At 55.4% G+C, this 19,041-nt stretch carries 20 protein-coding genes; 2 read left to right on the top strand and 18 right to left on the bottom strand.

Annotated elements, in window-relative coordinates; translation table 11 throughout:
* Positions 1-36: 36 nt before the first annotated feature.
* From QN378_RS01180 to QN378_RS01155, 6 genes are all read right to left on the bottom strand, one after another.
* Complete coding sequence (locus QN378_RS01180; RefSeq protein WP_322203958.1) at positions 37-1,176, bottom strand: TIGR03364 family FAD-dependent oxidoreductase; 1,140 nt, start codon at positions 1,174-1,176, stop codon at positions 37-39.
* Between the two features lie 14 nt (positions 1,177-1,190).
* On the bottom strand, positions 1,191-2,204 hold the full coding sequence (locus QN378_RS01175; protein WP_322203961.1) for a putative 2-aminoethylphosphonate ABC transporter substrate-binding protein: 1,014 nt from the start codon (positions 2,202-2,204) through the stop codon (positions 1,191-1,193).
* A 3-nt stretch (positions 2,205-2,207) separates the two neighbouring features.
* Positions 2,208-3,080 carry a phosphonoacetaldehyde hydrolase gene (phnX, locus tag QN378_RS01170; RefSeq protein ID WP_322203963.1) on the bottom strand — a complete coding sequence of 291 codons (873 nt, stop codon included), beginning with the start codon at positions 3,078-3,080 and terminating at the stop codon, positions 2,208-2,210.
* Between the two features lie 17 nt (positions 3,081-3,097).
* Entirely contained in the window at positions 3,098-4,822 is a 1,725-nt protein-coding gene (locus QN378_RS01165; protein WP_322203965.1) for a putative 2-aminoethylphosphonate ABC transporter permease subunit, read from the bottom strand.
* A gap of 1 nt (position 4,823) precedes the next feature.
* Positions 4,824-5,900, bottom strand: coding sequence for a putative 2-aminoethylphosphonate ABC transporter ATP-binding protein (locus QN378_RS01160; RefSeq protein ID WP_322203967.1), 1,077 nt, complete (start codon positions 5,898-5,900; stop codon positions 4,824-4,826).
* 147 nt (positions 5,901-6,047) lie between these two features.
* A complete protein-coding gene (locus tag QN378_RS01155; protein WP_322203969.1) occupies positions 6,048-6,911 on the bottom strand; it encodes a LysR family transcriptional regulator in 864 nt (287 codons plus the stop codon).
* A gap of 467 nt (positions 6,912-7,378) precedes the next feature.
* Here QN378_RS01155 and QN378_RS01150 point away from each other — a divergent pair, with 467 nt between their 5' ends.
* The gene (locus QN378_RS01150) at positions 7,379-8,305 is read left to right on the top strand and encodes a LysR family transcriptional regulator (protein ID WP_322203971.1); all 927 of its coding nucleotides are present in this window, start codon (positions 7,379-7,381) and stop codon (positions 8,303-8,305) included.
* On the opposite strand, the gene QN378_RS01145 is transcribed toward QN378_RS01150, so the two are convergent.
* Entirely contained in the window at positions 8,211-9,407 is a 1,197-nt protein-coding gene (locus QN378_RS01145) for a YbfB/YjiJ family MFS transporter (protein ID WP_323552370.1), read from the bottom strand. The two genes, QN378_RS01150 and QN378_RS01145, sit on opposite strands and share 95 nt — an antisense overlap.
* A 241-nt stretch (positions 9,408-9,648) precedes the next feature.
* Positions 9,649-10,425 (bottom strand): SDR family NAD(P)-dependent oxidoreductase, encoded by a 777-nt coding sequence (locus QN378_RS01140; protein WP_322206879.1) that lies wholly within the window; start codon positions 10,423-10,425, stop codon positions 9,649-9,651.
* Positions 10,426-10,543: 118 nt separating this feature from the next.
* Here QN378_RS01140 and QN378_RS01135 point away from each other — a divergent pair, with 118 nt between their 5' ends.
* Entirely contained in the window at positions 10,544-11,461 is a 918-nt protein-coding gene (locus QN378_RS01135; protein WP_323550944.1) for an AraC family transcriptional regulator, read from the top strand.
* 18 nt (positions 11,462-11,479) lie between these two features.
* On the opposite strand, the gene QN378_RS01130 is transcribed toward QN378_RS01135, so the two are convergent.
* The 10 genes from QN378_RS01130 to ccmA form a co-directional block, all read right to left on the bottom strand.
* Complete coding sequence (locus tag QN378_RS01130) at positions 11,480-11,869, bottom strand: hypothetical protein (protein ID WP_322203977.1); 390 nt, start codon at positions 11,867-11,869, stop codon at positions 11,480-11,482.
* A gap of 11 nt (positions 11,870-11,880) precedes the next feature.
* Positions 11,881-13,116: a c-type cytochrome biogenesis protein CcmI gene (gene ccmI, locus QN378_RS01125; RefSeq protein ID WP_322203978.1), complete on the bottom strand. Its 1,236-nt coding sequence runs from the start codon at positions 13,114-13,116 to the stop codon at positions 11,881-11,883.
* A complete protein-coding gene (locus tag QN378_RS01120; RefSeq protein WP_322203980.1) occupies positions 13,113-13,583 on the bottom strand; it encodes a cytochrome c-type biogenesis protein in 471 nt (156 codons plus the stop codon). Before QN378_RS01120 ends, ccmI begins: the two co-directional genes overlap by 4 nt.
* On the bottom strand, positions 13,580-14,116 hold the full coding sequence (locus tag QN378_RS01115; RefSeq protein WP_322203982.1) for a DsbE family thiol:disulfide interchange protein: 537 nt from the start codon (positions 14,114-14,116) through the stop codon (positions 13,580-13,582). Before QN378_RS01115 ends, QN378_RS01120 begins: the two co-directional genes overlap by 4 nt.
* Positions 14,113-16,086 carry a heme lyase CcmF/NrfE family subunit gene (locus QN378_RS01110; protein ID WP_322203984.1) on the bottom strand — a complete coding sequence of 658 codons (1,974 nt, stop codon included), beginning with the start codon at positions 16,084-16,086 and terminating at the stop codon, positions 14,113-14,115. The genes QN378_RS01115 and QN378_RS01110 overlap by 4 nt, the downstream gene beginning before the upstream one ends.
* A 3-nt stretch (positions 16,087-16,089) precedes the next feature.
* Positions 16,090-16,572 carry a cytochrome c maturation protein CcmE gene (ccmE, locus tag QN378_RS01105; RefSeq protein ID WP_323550945.1) on the bottom strand — a complete coding sequence of 161 codons (483 nt, stop codon included), beginning with the start codon at positions 16,570-16,572 and terminating at the stop codon, positions 16,090-16,092.
* Positions 16,569-16,745 (bottom strand): heme exporter protein CcmD, encoded by a 177-nt coding sequence (ccmD, locus tag QN378_RS01100; RefSeq protein WP_322203988.1) that lies wholly within the window; start codon positions 16,743-16,745, stop codon positions 16,569-16,571. Before ccmD ends, ccmE begins: the two co-directional genes overlap by 4 nt.
* Positions 16,742-17,527, bottom strand: coding sequence for a heme ABC transporter permease (locus QN378_RS01095; protein WP_323550946.1), 786 nt, complete (start codon positions 17,525-17,527; stop codon positions 16,742-16,744). Before QN378_RS01095 ends, ccmD begins: the two co-directional genes overlap by 4 nt.
* Positions 17,528-17,602: 75 nt before the next feature.
* Complete coding sequence (gene ccmB, locus QN378_RS01090) at positions 17,603-18,274, bottom strand: heme exporter protein CcmB (protein ID WP_323550947.1); 672 nt, start codon at positions 18,272-18,274, stop codon at positions 17,603-17,605.
* On the bottom strand, positions 18,271-18,906 hold the full coding sequence (gene ccmA, locus QN378_RS01085; RefSeq protein ID WP_322203994.1) for a cytochrome c biogenesis heme-transporting ATPase CcmA: 636 nt from the start codon (positions 18,904-18,906) through the stop codon (positions 18,271-18,273). Before ccmA ends, ccmB begins: the two co-directional genes overlap by 4 nt.
* Between the last annotated feature and the right edge of the window lie 135 nt (positions 18,907-19,041).

The raw sequence follows: 19,041 nt of genomic DNA, 5'->3' as shown, positions 1-19,041 counted from the left end.
ACTGACACCCATTAGGTGTCGCAGCCAGGCTTTCAGTCAGACCCTCTCGCCGAGCATCGCAGCAACACCCTGCTCGCCAAGCGCTGGACCTACACTCATACCCACCCCACTGTGCATCAGCGCTACGCTCAACCCCGGCGCGACGTTCAGCAATGAGAACGGGGCTGGTCCCTGAGCTCCGTAGACGCCTTGCCAACGCTCAAGCACATCAAGCTTGCAGCCAAGCGTGTTCTCGGCCAGTTCGAGCAGCCATTTGTCCACCGGTTCGACGTTGAACGGTGAGGCGTCGGTTCCGTAGTCGTGGGAATCTCCGATAATCAACTCGCCGTAGGGAGTCGGACTGACTAGCAAGTGAATTCCATGCTGCTCAAAATGCGGCGTTTCCCGCTGAATCTGCGCGCGAATGGCATCAGCCTCCGGGAGGTCCGAGAAAGCCCCGTAATGAACACAACTTAACCCGGTAAGTATCGAGTGTTGGAGATTCAGCGATGCTTGCGCACGAGCACGAAGCATCTGCAGACGGCATATCTTCGGGTTCAGAGCGGCTATCGGCTCGGCAAGCAGCGTGAGGTAATCATGCCCGGAGCAGACCACGATTTGCCGGCCATGGAAGACGCCGGCGGTGCTTTGCAACCGCCCAGGCTCGACATCACGGACCAGTGTCGAAAAGTGAAACTCGACTCCGAGCTCGCGCTGAAGATAGCTGATCAACTTAGGAATCGCTTCGCGTGAGTACAGTTGTTGATCATCGAAACCATGTAGAGCCGCCCGATGATGGCTAAATTGACCTTCATACAAATCGTCCAGTTGCTGGCCCCGCAGCAGCTCTACTCGGTAGTCAAACGCCTTGGCCCGACCAGCGCAAAAAACTTCTAGCAGGTGTTCTTCCGCCTCGCTGCGAGCGAATAGCAACGAGCCTTTTCGCTTCAGTTCAAAGCCTGCTGGCATACTCCAATCAGCCCAGATATCGCGGCTGGCGCGGGCCAAATCAAGCATCACACCGGGCGGCTGCCCGGTGACCAAGGCTTGGCCGAAATTACGAATCGAGGCACCTACCGGGCTTGCCGAACGCTCAAACAGCCGAACCTTGAGACCGCGCTTTGCCGCCGCGTAAGCGTGGGACAGACCGAGAATCCCGGCCCCTACCACCAGAAAGTCACCGTCGTACTGACTCATGTGCCACTTCCTTATTATTGCTTCGCCGATTTGCCGTCATAGCGCTTGCGCCATTCGGTGAGAATGTTGTCTCGCTCCTTCGACGCCCATGCAAAGTCGTTCTTTATCAGGTGTTGTTCGTAGTCAGCCGGCAACTCGGCAGGTGGTTTGGCAATGCCTGCCTGGGCGAGAACAGCAAAATTCTGCTTGTACAAGTCCATCGCAGCGGTGCTTGCGGAGAAATCGGCCAGGCGTTTTGCGGCGTCGGCATGAGGGCTGCCCTTGATCACAGCAGTAGCTTCGATTTCCCATCCCAGACCCTCATTGGGCAGGATGATGTCCAGCGGTGCTCCTTGGCGCTTCAACTGAATAGCCGGATATTCAAAAGAAATACCTATTGGGAACTCACCGGCCGCTGCCATCTTGCAAGGTTTAGAACCCGAATGAACGTACTGGCCGATGTTTTCATGCAGGGCATCCATGTACTTCCAACCTTTGGCTTGGCCGAAGGTCTGAAGCCAGGCACTGACATCCAGGAATCCGGTGCCAGATGAAGCCGGGTTAGGCATTACGATCTTTGCGCGATATATCGGATTGGTCAGATCTTGCCAACTAACGGGCCGGGGCAAGTGCTGCTTTTCGGCTTCAATGGTGTTGAAGCAAATGGTCGCAGCCCACACATCCATGCCGACCCAAGCTGGCGGATTAGCCGGATCACGGTATTTCGCGCCAATTTTGCTCAGTTCTTGGGGCGCATAAGCGTCCAGCATCCCTTGCTGATCGAGTATCGCCAAGCTGGATGCGGCCAGCCCCCAGATGGCGTCGGCTTGAGGGCGAGCTTTTTCGGCGAGCAATTTAGCGGTAATGATCCCGGTGGAATCACGCACCCACTTGATTTTCACGTCGGGATTCGCCTTTTCGAAGGCCTCTTTATAAGGCTGCAACTGTTCGGCTTCGAGGGCCGTGTACACCGTCAATTCGGTAGCAGCGTTGGCATGCAGACTGAAACCTGCGAGAACAGCGGCAGCAAAGGCTAGAGGCTTGAACATGGTCTATTCCTGAAGGTTTTTGGGTAGGGTTGGTGCGAAAGTTTGCAGGCATTGACCGCTGGGCGTTTCGCCACTGGCCAGGCGTGCATTGATCTGCTCGATTACAGCGGGTAAGTCGGCGATGGTGTCGATCAAATAATGCGCACGCGCCGGAGCAAACAGCGCATCAATGCGCGCTTGATGGTCCTCGCGCTGAGCATGAGTGAGGGTTTGATAGGACGGATAATCCAGCCCTAGAAAATTGCCGGAGAAGCGCAGACCGACAGTCCACATCCCCGCGCTACGACCTTCGAGAATGCCGGGCAAGGTATCGTCGACTTTTACACACGCAGCCACATCGCTGACGCCTAGAGCAATCACGTTAGCCAGTGCTTGTGCCGGCCCGGGGCGGCCGGTAGGTAACTCATCGGCCGCCACCACGTAATCTGGTCGATAACCGGCCACCGCAGCCAGAGCGACAACGTGGTTCATCACCTGTTTCGGATACCCGGACGTGGTGCCGATTTTCAGACCGGCCTGACGTAGTTGATCAATGGCCTGTAGGGCGCCCGGGATAATCGCGCTGTGCTTACCGACGTTAGCAATTTGTAACGGCATGAATAGCTCATAGATCGCGGTCACATCGGTATCGGTGGGCACATGGCCAAAGCGCTGGGCAAACCGCTCGGCGATCGCCGGCTGATCGCACAAACTGCGGATATGCTCCCATTTGCCCATGCCCATTGGACCCCTGGCTTCCTCAAGGCTTAACTCGATATCAAAAGTAGCGAACGCCTCGACAAAGATTTTGGTTGGCGCGAAGGAACCGAAATCGATGACGGTTCCGGCCCAGTCAAGAATGGCGGCCTGCAAGCGCAGTGGCTGTTGGTAGTGCATGATTGATCTCCAGAAAATCAGTGGGACAGTGCTGTTTGGCGCCAGACTTGAGAGCGACGTAACAGACCCCGTGAAGCCCAGGCCAGTAGCAAAGAAACGACCGCGGACGTCAGCAGGATCAAGGTCGACATGGCGGCCGCACCGCCCACATTGCCGGAGTCATCCATGTTCAAGACGGTCACGGCGGCAAGAATGGTGTCAGGGGAATAAAGGAAGATCGCGGCTGAAACAGTGGTCATGGCCGAGACGAACAAGTAGCGAACAATGTCCAGCAAAGCCGGCAAACAGATAGGCACGGTAACTCGCCAGTAATGCTTAAAAATTGGCGCCTTTAGCGACAGGGCGGCGGCTTCGAACTCGCCGTCTAGTTGTCGCAACGCGGTGGTTGCAGTCATTAGAGCGGTCGTCAGGTAGTGCGCGATGGTGCAGAGCACCAGCAGTGCCATGCTGCCGTAGAGGCCGTGCAGAGGATTGTCCGGCAAATTAAAGAAAAAAACGTAGCCAAGGCCTAACACGAGGCCGGGTACCGCCATGGGTATAAAGCTGAGCATGCGTAGCGTCAGATTAAGCCACAGCGGTCCGCGGGTTTTTTCCATCAGATAGGCGCCGGTAAAGATCAGCAGGCTGCCAAATACAGCACTGCTCGTCGCCAACAGAAGGCTGTTGCGATACGCCAACCAACCTCCTCCTGCTGTCTCGTTAAACAGGTAATGCTTGAGCGACAACGACAAGTTATAAGGCCAGAATTTTACCAGCGACGAATACACAGCCATTCCCAACACCACTAACAGCGCCGCACAACTCAGCACAACAATGACCAGATACCAGCTATCGCGCAGCGTTGACGGTTCGGGTTCAAAGACCTGGGCTCGGCCGCTCATGGCGCTACTTTGACGCCGACGTAACCAGGCGTCGACTGCGAAACTTAACAAAGCCGGGATTAACAGCACCATGCCAATCAATGCTCCGCGGCCGAACTGTTGCTGACCAACTACGGCTTTGTAAGCTTCAAGTGCCAATACCTGGTAGTCCCCACCCACCACAACAGGCACGCCAAAATCAGTGATGGTCAAAGTGAACACCAGGCAGAAAGCCGCAAACACTGCTTGGCGGGTAGCGGGCCAGGTAATGCTATGAAACGAGCGCCAAGGTCCGGCTCCCATGCTGGATGCGGCGTCAAACAAACGAGCGTCCGCCAGCGTCAGCGCTGACAGCAGAATCATCAGTGCATGCGGGAAGGTGTAGATCACCTCTCCAACGACGATGCCCCAGAAACCATAGATGTTGTCCGTCAGCAGACCACGTAGCAGACCCTGATTACCAAACAAGTAAATCAACGCAATTCCCGGCAACATCGAAGGCGCCAGTAACGGAAGTAGAGAGATTGCTCGCCACAGGCTTTTGGCCGGAATCAAGGTGCGTTGCAAGGCATAAGCAAACACGTATGCCCACGGCACTACAATAGCCGCGACACTAAATGAAACTTTTAAGCTATTACCCACCAACCATTGAAAATTTGCGCTAGAGAGCATTTCTTTTGCGGCGCCTAGCCCCCCACCCTGACCTGCGTCAGCGCTAAATCCTCGCCAGAAAATCGCCAAGAGTGGAAAGAAGACCGCAACTATCAAAAGGACCAAAAACAGAACTTTACCGCCGCCGACGAACACGCGGTCGCCCCATTCAGCACGGGAAACTATTGGCACTTGGGCTTGGCTGCTCAGCGGCAAACTTGAAGTCGCCATGCTAGGCGAACACCTGCAAACTGTGCGGAGGCAACGCTACCTGAATCTGTCGGGTGCCTGTACAAGGAAGCTGCCTCGAACTGATTTCAGCCCAAAGCTGATGGCCCGGCAATTGGTCGAGCTCGAAGCTCATGCGGCAACGGTTACCCAGAAAGGTCACCTCGCGCATTTGTGCCCTAAACAGATTTTCTTCAGGGGTTGAAGGGTTAACGCTGATCGACTCGGGACGACAAAACAGTCGACCACTAGAACAACGCTGGTCCGTGTCGGTCAGTCGCAGACTCAGCCCGCCCACTTGCACATGACCGTTACCTGTGCGTTTGAACGGTAACCAATTACCTTGGCCTACAAAATTGGCGACAAAAGGGGTTTTAGGTTTCTCATAGATGGTCTGTGGGTTGGCGTACTGCTCTACTCGCCCCTCATTCATCACCGCGATCCGGTCAGCCATTAACATGGCCTCTTCCTGATTGTGGGTGACCATCAATGTGGTCACTCCCAACCTTTGCTGCAGGTCGCGCAACTCTCTACATAGATGCTCGCGCACTTGCGCATCCAACGCCGACATCGGCTCATCCAGCAGTAACAATGAAGGCGCGGGCGCCAAGGCCCGAGCCAGAGCGACACGTTGTTGTTGCCCTCCGGAAAGCTGACTGGGAAACTTCTTCTCACTGCCTGTCAGGCCTACCAGCTCGAGCATCTCGGCAACACGCCGCCGAACAATCTCGCGAGCGCTACCCGCCAACCCGTAGCCGATATTTTGCTCTACGCTCAAATTGGGGAACAGTGCATAGGACTGGAACACAATTCCATAGTCACGGGCTTGCGGCGCCAGGTTTGACACGTCCCGCGAGCCGATGTGGATTACGCCACGGTCTTGTCGTTCGAGGCCGGCGATGCAACGCAATAACGTCGTCTTACCGCACCCGGATGGCCCCAGCAGGCAAATTAACTCCCCAGGTGCAACGTCCAGCGACACATCATCAAGCGCTTTAAATGTACCAAAGCTCTTGTTCACACCGGTGACCCGCATCTGCAGACCAGGATTAGCCTGGGGGATTTGAGTGGAGCGCAGCATGAACACACCTCATTGAGCGATTGAGCATGCACCGCGCGGTGAGCGCGGCCTGTCTCGATAAGGTCAATGTTAGGCAGTAAATGCGAACGAGATGTGGCAAGAAGGCAAAAGCGGGCGATAGTGTCATAGGTGAATTTGCGAAGCACTTTATCGGGCGAGGCTTTCTCGAGCGACCTCTAGAAAAACGGCTGGCAAGCGTGCTTGTCGACGCTCCTTCAGACAGTAGAGGTATTCGGCGATCTGCGGCGCGCCTTCAACGACTATTACCCGCAAATCTGGAGTAACAGGTACTTCCTGGCGAGCAATTATACTAATGCCGATGTTGCGCAATACCGCTTCACGAATTGATTCACGACTGCCAATTTCCAACTGCATGCCAGGGGTGACATGGTGATCACTCAATAATTTTTCAGTGAGCGTACGCGTAGTCGAGCCATGCTCGCGCATTAAAAGACAATGCCCAGCCAGAGCACTGGGCGGTACCGAAGCATGCACTGCCAAGGGGTGTTGGCGATGTACCGCAAGTACCAACGGATCAGTGCCCAATACCAGTCGGGTTAAGCGCGGATCGTCCAGCAGTTGTGACGATGCCGCAAGGTCGACGCGGTAGTCCTCCAAGGCTTCGAGAACCTGCTGCGAATTGCCGATTTCTACAGAAACCTCAATCAGCGGCAAGCGTTCGCGAAAGGCTTTTACCAGGTCAAGAATGTAATAAGGTGCTGTCGCACCAATACGCAATGCACCCTGCATTTGGCCGCAATTACGCAGATGAAATTCGATATCCGCTTCCTGCTGCAGCAGTGTTTTGACTAGAGGAAGCAGGCGTGCACCTTCATCACTGACAGTCAGCCGCCGGCCACCCCGATAGAACAATTCCACTCCATAGTGACTTTCGAGTTGACGAACTTGTGTGGTTACCGTGGGTTGGCTTAGCCCCAGTTTTTTCGCCGCTTGAGTAACGCTACCCAGCCGGGCAACCATATGGAAAGCCTTGAGTTCGGCACTGAGCATGGTCAGGCGCGGACCTCTGACGTATGAGCAGCCGCTTCATTTTTCTCGTTCATCGTTGAACTCCAGGCGTCGTTGCGCAAGTTTATCCATTGGACCAGACAAAATGCAGCGAAATGATTCAACCACCCCCACACCTGTTTAACGGCGGTTCAAAAAGCAGTCTATTGCAGCGGTAGCAAGACTTCTTTCACTCAGTTTTTAATTCTGCTCAATTGCATCCGGCGCAGATTTTAGCCACGGCCCTCCGACGTCGATATCACGGGCGCCTAAACGCTCGGGATGGGCGGCGTAATGGATAACGAAAATACAAGGGCACCGAATTTCGAGGCGTTGGATCATTTCTTTCAATGAGCACATTCATTCATCAATGACTCGGCCACCCTATTGCCTCTGGAGATGCGTCCCAGTAATCTCTAAAATATAAACAAATCATAAAGTCTTATTGTTTTTTGAGATAGGTAATCGTTATGGACGTTGCAGATTTGAAGGTCGTAGATGCAGTCGCTCGACACGGCAGCATGAATAAGGCTGCAAGCGAACTGAACACTGTGCAGTCCAATGTTTCCGCCAAGATCCGATCCTTGGAAGATGAGTTGGGGGTAGCACTGTTTCAGCGCAGTGCCAGAGGCGTACAGATAACTCCTGCTGGGCGCCGTATCCTGCCGTTTGCCGCGCGGTTGTCGAAACTGCTGTCCGATGCCTCTACCGCTGCGCGCGATGACGGTAATCCGAAGGGTATGTTGGAAATAGGTACCCTTGAGACCACGCTAGCCTTGCGTCTTCCAAAACTAATTGCCAAGTTTGCCAAGGCTTACCCAGAGGTTCGCCCGGTGATTCGTACCGGGACCACTTGTAGCCTGATCCAAAGGGTGGTCGACGGTGAGCTTGAGGGAGCCTTCGTCGTGGGGCCAGTCAACCATCCGCACTTGATAAGCGAAGAGGTATTTCGTGAAGAGCTGGTTTTGGTGACGTCCAGTATTACCTATCGCCTAGAGGATGTAGCCGCGATCGAAAATTTGAAAACTTTAGTGTTTCGCATCGGTTGCTCTTACCGACAACGCCTTGATGCTTTATTAGCCAACCTAGGCATTCCTGCCCCTGAACCATTGGAGTTTGGTTCGATTGAGGCAATTATTGCCTGCGTTTCAGCGGGCATTGGAGTTACGTTACTGCCCAGGGGAGTAGTCACCAACGCCGTGCATGAAGGTTTGGTCAATGCTCACGAACTGCCGACCGAGTTTTCAAAGGTTGACACTGTTTTTGTCCGGCGCAGTGATAGCTATTGCTCTAGCGCACTGATCATTTTTCTCGACAGCGTTCGGCGCAATGAGCTCCTTTTTTTAAGGCAAAAAGATCAATCAAAAACGCCAGCAATATGGCTAAAGAGCCGATAACGAATAGTAAACTGTAATTGCCACTGCTATAGGAAAACAGGAAAGAAAACCCGTAAGCGGCTGTCGCTTGAAATAGGGCAAAACCTACTGTCGCTGTCTGCCACGCCGGAGTTTGTTGAGCAGGATGGTGAGCCAGTATCTCGTGCACGCGCCCCAGCACTAACGGCACAGTGCCGGTCACAAACGCCCCCACGCAAATGCTGGATATAATTAGCCAAACGGTTCCTGGATCAAGAGCCGGAATAGCGACGCAAATGGCTTCAATAATAAAAGACACCCGCAAAGCTCGACTGAAGCCAATTCGATCGGCTAATACGCCTGCTAGTAACGGTCCAACGGTGGCGCCAACGCCGAACAATACCCAGTACTGAGCACCTACTTGTAGTCCCTGCCCTTTACCTCGCGCAACAAAATCCACGAGAAACATCATGTGCGGAACCCAGCCTGCGGCGTTGAGTGCATATTCCACATACAGTGCGTTAAGAGCGCCATTTGGCGTTGGGCTACGATGCTGAGGGGTGAGAACCTGAGCCCCCCGCACGTTTTCCTTTGGCCAAGAGCACCAGGCAATTGCCGTCAACACCAATGACACGATCCCCAATCCGAACCACGTTTGCCGCAGGTCTTGTTGCAGTAAAAGGGGTACGAGAGTTCCGGAAGCTACGATTCCAACACCGACGCCCATAAAAATCACTCCACCGACCAGTCCACGTCGCGACGGAGAAACGTGAGCCAACACGGCGGGGGCTGCCAGCACCATCAGCGCGCCGCCGGAGACACCTGACAGGAATCGCCATGAAAAAAACCATGCAAACGATACCGGATAGGCACAAGCAAAAAACGCCAGACAGGCTAGCAGCATCATGGCTCTGAGAATAAATAGGGTCGAGGTTTTAGCTGCCATTTTACGCCCCGTTAACGCGCCCCCCAGATACCCAGCCAAGTTGGCTGCGCCCAAATACGCAGCCATTGAGGGATCAAACCAGTGAGCCGCGATGATCGCTGGCAACAAGGGTGTATACGCAAATCGCGCAAGTCCAATACCAACGAGGCTAGCGCAAAAGCCTGCTACCGCTGCCCATCCAGACTTGGTTTTTCTCATTGAAGGATCTGCTTCGCCTATTGTAGGCTTAACACCTTTCATCATCTGTCCTTCTCTCTTCAGTTAAGAACAAAGTACTCGAGATCAGACGACTTCAGAAACGCATTAAATAGATAGGGGTATCTTTATTTACGATACCCTACCGTACTTCAATTGCCCTTCAACCGGTTTTTTTTAAACTAAGAGCGGGTCAACAATCGACCAAGGCGAGCAGCTATAAAGTTGCCGATTTATTCTTTCATTAGATATGAACGCCGCCAGCTACTTCTATACGCTGGGCATTGACCCATCCAAACTCGTCAGATAACAGTCCCGCAATAACAGGCCCTACATCCTGAGGTTCACCCGCTCGGCCAAGAGCAGTATGGCTGGCCACCGCTTTATTAACTTCAGGGTTATCTCGCACGATGCCACCGCTAAAGTCAGTGGCTATTGCACCGGGTGCGACCACATTGGCGCTGATTCGGCGAGATGCCAACTCAACAGCCATATACCTTGTCAGCGATTCGACTGCTGCTTTGATTGAACCATAGGCCGCACGGTTGGGCATGGCGAAGCGGGCCAGGCCCGATGAGATGTTGATGATTCTGCCGCCGTCATTCATCAATGGTACAAGCGTCTGCGTAAGCAGAAACGCGCCCTTGAAATGAACGGCGAAAAGAGAATCCAACTCGGCTTCCGTTGTCTGTGCGAAGCTTGAGTTGGAGGAGGTTCCCGCGTTGTTAACGAGATAATCAAAGCGGTCAGCCCCTAACTCCGCCAACGCAATCTGAACGTCTTTGGCGAACGCGGCAAACGACTGGGCGTTCCCGACATCCAAGTGTAGAGCAATAGCCTTTGCTCCTGCTTTAGCGGCAAGGGCAACTACTTGATCGGCTTCCCCACGATTTGATTTGTAGGTAAAGATCGAAGTTACTCCGCGCTTCGCAAGGCATAACAGAGTATTGCGACCAATGCCCCGGCTACCACCGGTGATGATGGCGATCTTACCGGTCTGCTTTTCGATATATTCTGACATCAGGATACGCTCTACTTTGAGGGTCAAAAGTCATCATAGGGGGTTAGCCCTCTCGATTTGCATACCAAAACACGCCTTTTATTTGCCTATTCTTCCTCCACTATTTAGGTATCACGCCGTGACGCTTGAAAAGAACCGCTCAATGGCGGAGCAATTGATAGACGCCGTAGTACGTTACACAGAGAGTCAAACGGGAGAGAGCCCCTACTCAACGCCTGTCGATGGTGTGGTGGTCTTGCGAGCAGACCAGAAGAAGCCGCCCGTTCATAGAGTATTTACCCCGGCAATATGTTTCGTTGCTCAGGGTGCCAAGTGGGCTATGTTTGGCGAAAGCAAGTTTGAGTACAAAGCAGGTGAAGCGTTGGTCGTAGGCATCCAGGCGCCCTCGCTGGGACGTGTCACCCAAGCCAGTCCGGATAAACCGTGTCTCGTACTGGCTCTCAGCCTCGACCTGACTCTCATGAGAAACATCGCCCAAAGGTTAGATGCGTTCCCTCAAACAAACAGTAGGGTCGGGTGTGGGGTTTTTGTTACGGACTTCGATGGACCGCTGACGGATTGCGTCCTGCGTCTGTTCCGACTTTTTGATACCCCAGCAGCTATTCCAATACTTTACCCACTTGTCATGCAGGAAATTTGCTATTGGCTCCTCACAGGGCCACATGGTGCCCAAGTGGCACGACTGACGCTTTTGAATCATCCGTCTCTTCGCATTAAAGATGCTCTTGACACACTTCGCGATCGATTTGCAGAGACCCTTCATCTCGACGAGCTAGCAGCTATTGCGCAACTGAGTCCTTCAGCTTTTCACCGACAATTTAAAGCACTGACGTCCCTTACTCCGTTGCAGTATCAGAAAGAGCTCCGCCTGCTGGAAGCACGTCGCTTAATGGTGTCGCAGGGCGCTAATGTAGAAACGGCAGCGTTCAAAGTCGGGTATGAAAGCCAGTCCCAATTTAGCCGTGAATACAGTCGGATGTTTGGCTCACCCCCCAAAAAGCATCTAAAAAGCAGACTACCCTCAAGTGCAAATTGACACCCATCCCATGTATTCCTAGTGCCCAATCTGCCGACTCAACCCCGGCGGGACACCGTTAACGTCGGTGTCTTGCCACGGTCCACGGCGGGCGGTTGACCAGCTCCAGCCGTTGTCCCAGCGGTAGTAGGTGCGTTGTCGGTAGAAGGTGTCCGGTTGGTCGTCCAGCACATACACCCCGAGCTTTGCGTCCCAGTGACTGTCGCCACCCGGCGGTGGGGCAAAGTGGGCGGATGTTTGCGGTGCGGCAGGTACTGGGCGTTGTGGCGCCTTGTACGGCGAGCTCGGTTCTGACATACCGGGCTGCGGCGCAATCGGTTCGCTGCTCTGCGGCGCCGGTGGCTGCACCGCACACGCACTCAAGCCCAACACCAGACTTAACAAGGTAATGCGTGCGACGGGGTTCATGGTTTTCTCTTTTAGTGATCCGGACTGTCAATGGTCAACGCTTGCAGCTGAGTGGTACTGCTGGCCAGCGGCGCGCTGCGTCCAATCCACTCCCCCGTTGTCGCTTGGCCTGCGCGGGAGATGCGCGCAACCAGTTGGACTTCGGGAAAGTTCGACAGTTTCAGTTGCGGCATCATCGCATCAGCATCAGCCAGTTCGACGTCAGCGGGCAGGTCGGCCACGGTCAGGCGCTTGACCGCCAACGGCATGGGCGGGCCGGACGTGGCGCGGGCAAAGATAAACACGCTGTCGCCGGGTTGGACCTTGGTTTTGAGGGCTTCGGCGAGGTCAACCCGCACTTTGATCAGTGCCGCCACCTTGCTTTCAACCGCTGGCGTCTCCGGCGTTTTGACCGCGACCACGGGTGTCGCAACCACTGGAGCGCCACTGCCGAGCTTCTCCGCAGCACGGGAAATGCCACCTTCCAGCGCTGAGCGGGAAGGATCATCAGTCGGTAACACCGCTAGAAGGCGCTTCCAATAATCCATGGCTTGCTGATAGCGCTCGCCCTCGAAGGCAGCGATGCCCAGCAGCCCGAGGCTGGTAACTTCATTTGGGTCAGCTTTAAGCGCCTCGGTGGTCAGCGCCTGAACTTGCGGCGAGAACTTTTTATCACCGGCAAAATATAGCGCCTGCGCCCACTGCCCGAGGAGCTCTGGTTGACGCCCGGCCAAGCCCACCGAACGTTCAAACAAACCCGCCGCGTCCGCAGGCCGGTCCTGAGCCATGTAAGAACGCGCCAGGAAGTACAGGCCTTCCGCTGAATCCGGCTGAGCCTTCACCGCACGCTCCAAGCGCGTGGTCATTTCCTGAAGGGACGATGGCGCCTGAGCGAATTCGCGGCTCAGTTCGACCTTGTCACTGGCACCGAAATGCAGGTAAAGCGCCATGCCCACTATCGGCACCAGCGCCGCCGCCAATAGCGGCAATGATTTACCCAGACGCGCCGTGCGTGAAACATCAACACCTTCGGTGTCGGCCAGTAACTCACGCGCGGCCTCGGCACGGCCGGAATCCATTTGCGAGACAGAGAGCACGCCCTCCTCCTGCTGACCCACTAGCTCGGCTACACGCTCCTGATATAGGGCAACGTTGAGCGCGGTACGATCCTCTTCACTTTGAGCCCGACGGCCACGCAGAACAGGGATCAACAAAAAACTCAGGGCCACCAGCAACAGCAGGCCGGCAGCTAGCCAGAAATCAATCATTCGTGGTTTTTATCCAACAGGTGGGCGAGGCGCTGACGCTCCTCGTCAGAAAGAACGTCTGTATCGTCCGCACGTTTGCCGCGTCGCCGCGTGACCATGACCCCTATCACCAGCACGCCGCCCAGCAGCAATCCAGCCGGGCCAAACCACAGCAGCCAGGTCCCCGAATTGAGTGCCGGTTTGTAGCGCACGAAATCGCCGTAGCGATCGACCATGAAGTCGATGATCTGCTGATTGCTTTGACCTTCGCCCAGCATCCGGTAAATCTCTTTACGCAGGTCGGCGGCGATGGGCGCATTAGAGTCGGCAATGTCTTGATTCTGGCATTTCGGGCAACGCAGCTCTCGGGTCAGGTCGGCGTAACGCGCGCGCTGAGCTTCGTCCTTGAATTCATATGAATCGATTGCGGCCTGGGCGACACCCGCCAGCCCTACAATGAGAACCCCTGCGGCTAACCAACGCTTCATGGTTTGGCCTCGTCTACCAAGCCCTGATACAAAGCAGCTAGCTGTTCATGCCAAACCACGTCGTCGATCACGCCAACGTGCTTGTAACGAATCACACCTTTGCTATCGATCAGGAAGGTTTCCGGCGCGCCGTACACCCCCAGGTTCAGACCAAGGCTACCGGTCTCATCATTAATGTTGATTTGGTAAGGGTTATGGAAGTCCTTCAACCATTTCAGCGCATCAACGTTGACGTCTTTGTAGTTGATGCCATAAATCACCACGCCTTGCTGCGCCAACTTATTCAGCACTGGATGCTCGACGCGGCAAGAGATACACCACGTACCCCAAACGTTGACCAGCGCCGGTTTACCGAGCAAATCGGCCTGAGTGACCACCTTGCCGCTTTGCACTTCAGGTAGCGAAAACGCCGGGAACGGCTTGCCGATCATCGCGGACGGCAGCTCGGCAGGGTCAAGGTACAGGCCGCGATAAAGGAAAGCCGCCACACCCAAAAATAACGCCAGCGGAATTAACAGAATCCAGCGCTTCATGCGGGGGCCCCTGTCAGACCCAACGCGTCACGCACTTTGCTTTTGACTTTGACCCGATAACGGCGATCCGACGCTGCCATCAGGCCGCCTAACCCTGTAAACAACCCGCCGAACCAAATCCACCGCACGAACGGCTTGACGTGTAAGCGAACCGCCCACGCGCCATTTTCCAATGGTTCGCCAAGGGCCACATACAGATCCCGGCGGAAACCAGCGTCGATACCGGCTTCAGTCATCATCGATTGCTGCACGGTGTACAAACGTTTTTCCGGGTGCAGCAGCGCAACTTGCTTACCGCCTTCGAGCACGCGAATAGTGCCTTGATCAGAGGTGAAGTTCGGACCCTGAATGTGTTTGGCGCCCTCAAACTGGAACACATAACCGCCCAGGTACAACGAATCACCCGGTGCCATGCGCAAATCGCGTTGAGCACTGTTGGAACTGGAGAGCACCACGCCCAAGGCGCACACAGCGATGCCGATGTGCGCAACCTGCATGCCCCAATAACTGCGGGTCAAACCACGAACACCTTTGATCAAACCTTTGTGGCGAGTTTTGTCCAGGATATCGCGGACCCCGGCCAGCAAGACCCAAGCCGCCAGCATGAAGACCGCGAGCGAACCCCATTGCGTGTCATGCAGCACGAACGCTGCGAGTCCCGCCAGCAAAGCGCTACCGACCAATACCGGCGCCAACATGCCCAGCAACCATTTCACCGGGGTGTCTTTCCAGCGCACCAACATGCCCACGGCCATCACCGCCATCAGCAGGGCCATCAACGGTACGAACAGCGCGTTGAAGTAAGGTGGCCCCACCGACATTTTGGTGCCGCTCATCGCGTCCACCGCCAGCGGATACAACGTACCCAACAGGATTGTTGCTGCGGCAACGACCAAGATCAGGTTATTGCCTAACAGCAGAGTTTCTCGGGACCATAACGAGAAACCTACGTGGCTTTTTACCACGGGTGCGCGCAAGGCGAATAACGTCAGCGAACCGCCGACCACGATCAGCAGGAAAACCAGAATGAACACACCACGGGCTGGGTCAGAAGCAAATGCGTGTACCGACGTCACCACCCCGGAACGAACCAGAAAGGTGCCCAACAAACTCAGTGAGAATGCGGCGATTGCCAGCAGCACGGTCCAGCTTTTGAACACGCCGCGTTTCTCAGTAACCGCCAGCGAGTGAATCAGCGCCGTGCCAACCAGCCATGGCATGAACGAGGCGTTTTCCACCGGATCCCAGAACCACCAGCCGCCCCAACCGAGTTCGTAGTACGCCCACCAGGAGCCGAGGGTGATACCCACGCCAAGGAACGCCCAGGCGATAATCGTCCACGGTCGTGACCAACGCGCCCATGCCGCGTCCAGACGCCCGCCGAGCAGCGCAGCGATGGCAAACGCGAACGCTACCGAGAAGCCGACATAGCCCATGTACAGCATCGGCGGGTGCACGATCAGGCCGATGTCTTGCAGCAAGGGGTTAAGATCGTGGCCATCAGCTGGAATTTGCGGGAGTATCCGCGAAAACGGATTAGAGGTAAGAACCAGAAACAGCAGAAAGCCAACGCTGATCATGCCCATCACGGCCAATACCCGCGCCAACATGACCTGCGGCAGTTGCCGAGAGAAGATGGATACCGCAAAGGTCCAACCGCCGAGGATCAGCGCCCACAGTAATAATGAACCTTCATGAGCGCCCCACACCGCACTGAACTTGAAGTACCACGGCAACGCGCTGTTGGAGTTATTGGCCACGTACCCAACCGAAAAGTCATCGGTCATGAACGAATACGTCAAACAGCCGAAGGAAAACACCAAGAAGGCAAACTGCCCCCAAGCGGCTGGCTGGGCCAGGCTCATCCATTGACGATCGCCGCGCCAAGCGCCGATCAATGGCACGCTGGCCTGCACGATGGCAAGGCACAGCGCCAGAATCATGGCCAGATGGCCGAGTTCGGGAATCATGGGTCAGCCCTGTTTCGATGGTAGGGAGGTAGACGAAGACGAAGACGAGACGGGCACCGACTGGCCGCTGTCTTTCAGCGCTTTCTGGACTTCAGGCGGCATGTATTTCTCATCGTGCTTGGCCAGTACTTCATCGGCGACTACTACGCCATCGGCATTGAGTTTGCCCAAGGCGACGATGCCCTGCCCTTCACGGAACAGGTCAGGAAGAATGCCGCGATAGGTAATGGTCACTGACTTGTTGAAATCGGTAACGATGAATTTGACGTCCAGGGAATCGCCGGAACGTTGCAGCGAACCTTTCTCCACCATGCCACCGGCACGAATACGGGCATCAACGGGCGCCTCGCCGTTGGCGATCTGAGTCGGGGTGTAGAACAGGTTGATGTTCTGTTGCAGCGCACTCAAGGCCAAGCCGACGGCGACACCCACTCCGGCCAGTATTCCGACGATGATCAACAGACGCTTTTTACGAACCGGATTCACTTCTGATTCTCCCAGCGCAGACGTCGCGCCTCTTGTTGCAAGTAACGCCGACGCGCCAAGATCGGCAGCGCCACGTTTAGAGCCAATACCGAAAGGCAAATACCATACGCCGACCAGACATACAGGGCATGGCGACCCATTGCCAAGAAATCACCGAACGAGTCGAAACTCACTGTACGACTCCTTTGACGGGTACCTGATTTAAGCTTTTCAAGATTTCGTCCTTGACCCAACTGCTGCGCGCTTCGCGCTTTAGCACTTCAAGGCGCATGCGCAACAACAGCACTGCACCAAAGAAGCAGTAGAAACCCACCACCATAAACAGCAAAGGCAGCCACATCTCGGCAGGCATCGCCGGTTTTTCCGTGAGGCTAAAGGTCGCGCCTTGGTGCAGGGTGCTCCACCACTCCACTGAATACTTGATGATTGGAATATTGATCACGCCCACGATGGCCAGCACGGCGCAGGCTTTGGCGGCGCTGTCGCGGTTAGTAATGGCGTTGCCAAGGGCAATCAGGCCGAAGTAAAGAAACAGCAAAATCAACATCGAGGTCAGGCGCGCATCCCACACCCACCATGAGCCCCAGGTAGGCTTGCCCCAGATTGCCCCCGTGACCAGCGCCAAGGCGGTCATCCAGGCGCCAACCGGGGCGGCACATTGCAGCGCGACATCCGCAATTTTCATCTTCCAGACCAGCCCGACCACACCGGCCACAGCCAGCATCACGTAGCAGGACTGGGCAACCATAGCGGCCGGGACGTGGATATAAATGATGCGAAAGCTGTTGCCCTGCTGATAGTCGGGCGGCGCGAACACGAGCCCCCATACCAGGCCGATACCGATCAGCAATACAGCGGCAATGCTCAGCCAAGGCAGCATGCGCCCGCTGATGCCGTAGAACCATTTAGGTGAGCCCAGCTTATGGAACCAGGTCCAACTGATGTTGCTTTTCATCACGCTGCCTTTCATCACAGTGCTTTCAGGGGCTTTACTGACCACTGCCATCAGACAGCAATGATCCAACCTCAATTATTCGCCGACGCTGATCTTCAGGCCAGCGGCTATTGCAAAAGGTGTCAGGGTTACTGCCAAAGCGGTCAGGCTGCCAAGCCATAGCAAGTAACCAGTCGCGGGCATGCCTTGCAGCGCCGCTTGTAACGCGCCGCTGCCCAAAATCAAAACCGGGATGTACAACGGCAATATCAACAACGCTAACAACAATCCGCCGCGCTTAAGACCTACAGTCAATGCCGCGCCTACTGCGCCGAGCAAGCTTAAAACCGGTGTGCCCAACAATAACGAAAGCAACAAGACAGGCAGGCACTCGCCGGGCAAACCCAGCATCAATGCCAATAACGGTGCCAATAACACCAAGGCCAGTCCCGAAAACACCCAGTGTGCCAGCACTTTGGCTGAAACGAGAAGAGCCAGGGGGTGCGACGAAAGGACCCACTGTTCCAGCGAACCGTCTTCAAAATCACTGCGAAACAGGCCGTCAAGCGAGAGCAGGACTGACAATAGTGCCGCCACCCAGACTAACCCCGGCGACAAGGTTTGCAACAAATGAGTCCCCGGGCCGACCGCCAGCGGAAATAGGGCGATTACGATCGCAAAAAAAACCAGCGGGTTGGCCAGCTCCGCCGGACGACGAAATAATAACCGCGCTTCACGGGCGACCATCAGGGTAAACACATGACTCATACCGCCCACTGCCCCAGGTCAAGGTCTCGATAACCATCAGGAATGTGACCCAACGTATGGTGAGTGGTCAATACGACCATGCCTCCGCGTTCGCAATGCGCTGCCAGATGCTTTTCCAGTTGGGCCACGCCTTGTTTGTCCAGCGCAGTGAAGGGCTCATCGAGAATCCACAGCGGCGGGCTATCCAGATACAGACGCGCCAACGCGACCCGCCGTTGCTGGCCCGCAGACAGGGTATGGCAAGGTACGTCTTCGAAACCGCGTAAGCCGACCGACTCCAATGCACGCCAAATGTCATCGCGCTGTGCCGGCCGGTGCAAGGCACACAACCAGGTCAAGTTTTCCTCGGCGGTCAGCAAGTCCTTGATTCCAGCGGCATGGCCAATCCACAGCAGATTGCGCGCCAGCTCGGCCCGTTGTGTCGCTAATGGCTGGCCGTTAAGCAGCACATTGCCCGCTGTCGGTTGCATCAGCCCGGCCAATAAACGCAACAGACTGGTTTTGCCGCTGCCGTTGGGGCCGCTTATTTGCAACATATCGCCGGCCGACAGACGCAGTTCGAGGTTCTCGAAGAGCATCCGCCAGTCACGCTCGCAAGCGAGCGCCACGGCTTCTAGAAGCGGGCTGGACATGGCTGACCTTTCTTTGATGATCAAGGGCTAAGCGGTTCAAGTCGGCTAAAAACCGGCCGTTATACTGATGACGTTTAAACGTGTCACCCACCCGAAAGGATGGGTGACCGATATTTCTATCCGCACCTTCGCAGA

The sequence above is a fragment of the Pseudomonas sp. 10S5 genome, from assembly GCF_035019745.1.
Classification (GTDB): domain Bacteria; phylum Pseudomonadota; class Gammaproteobacteria; order Pseudomonadales; family Pseudomonadaceae; genus Aquipseudomonas.
The sequence above is the reverse complement of the archived record's forward strand: the minus strand, read 5'-3'. Positions and strand labels throughout refer to the sequence as shown.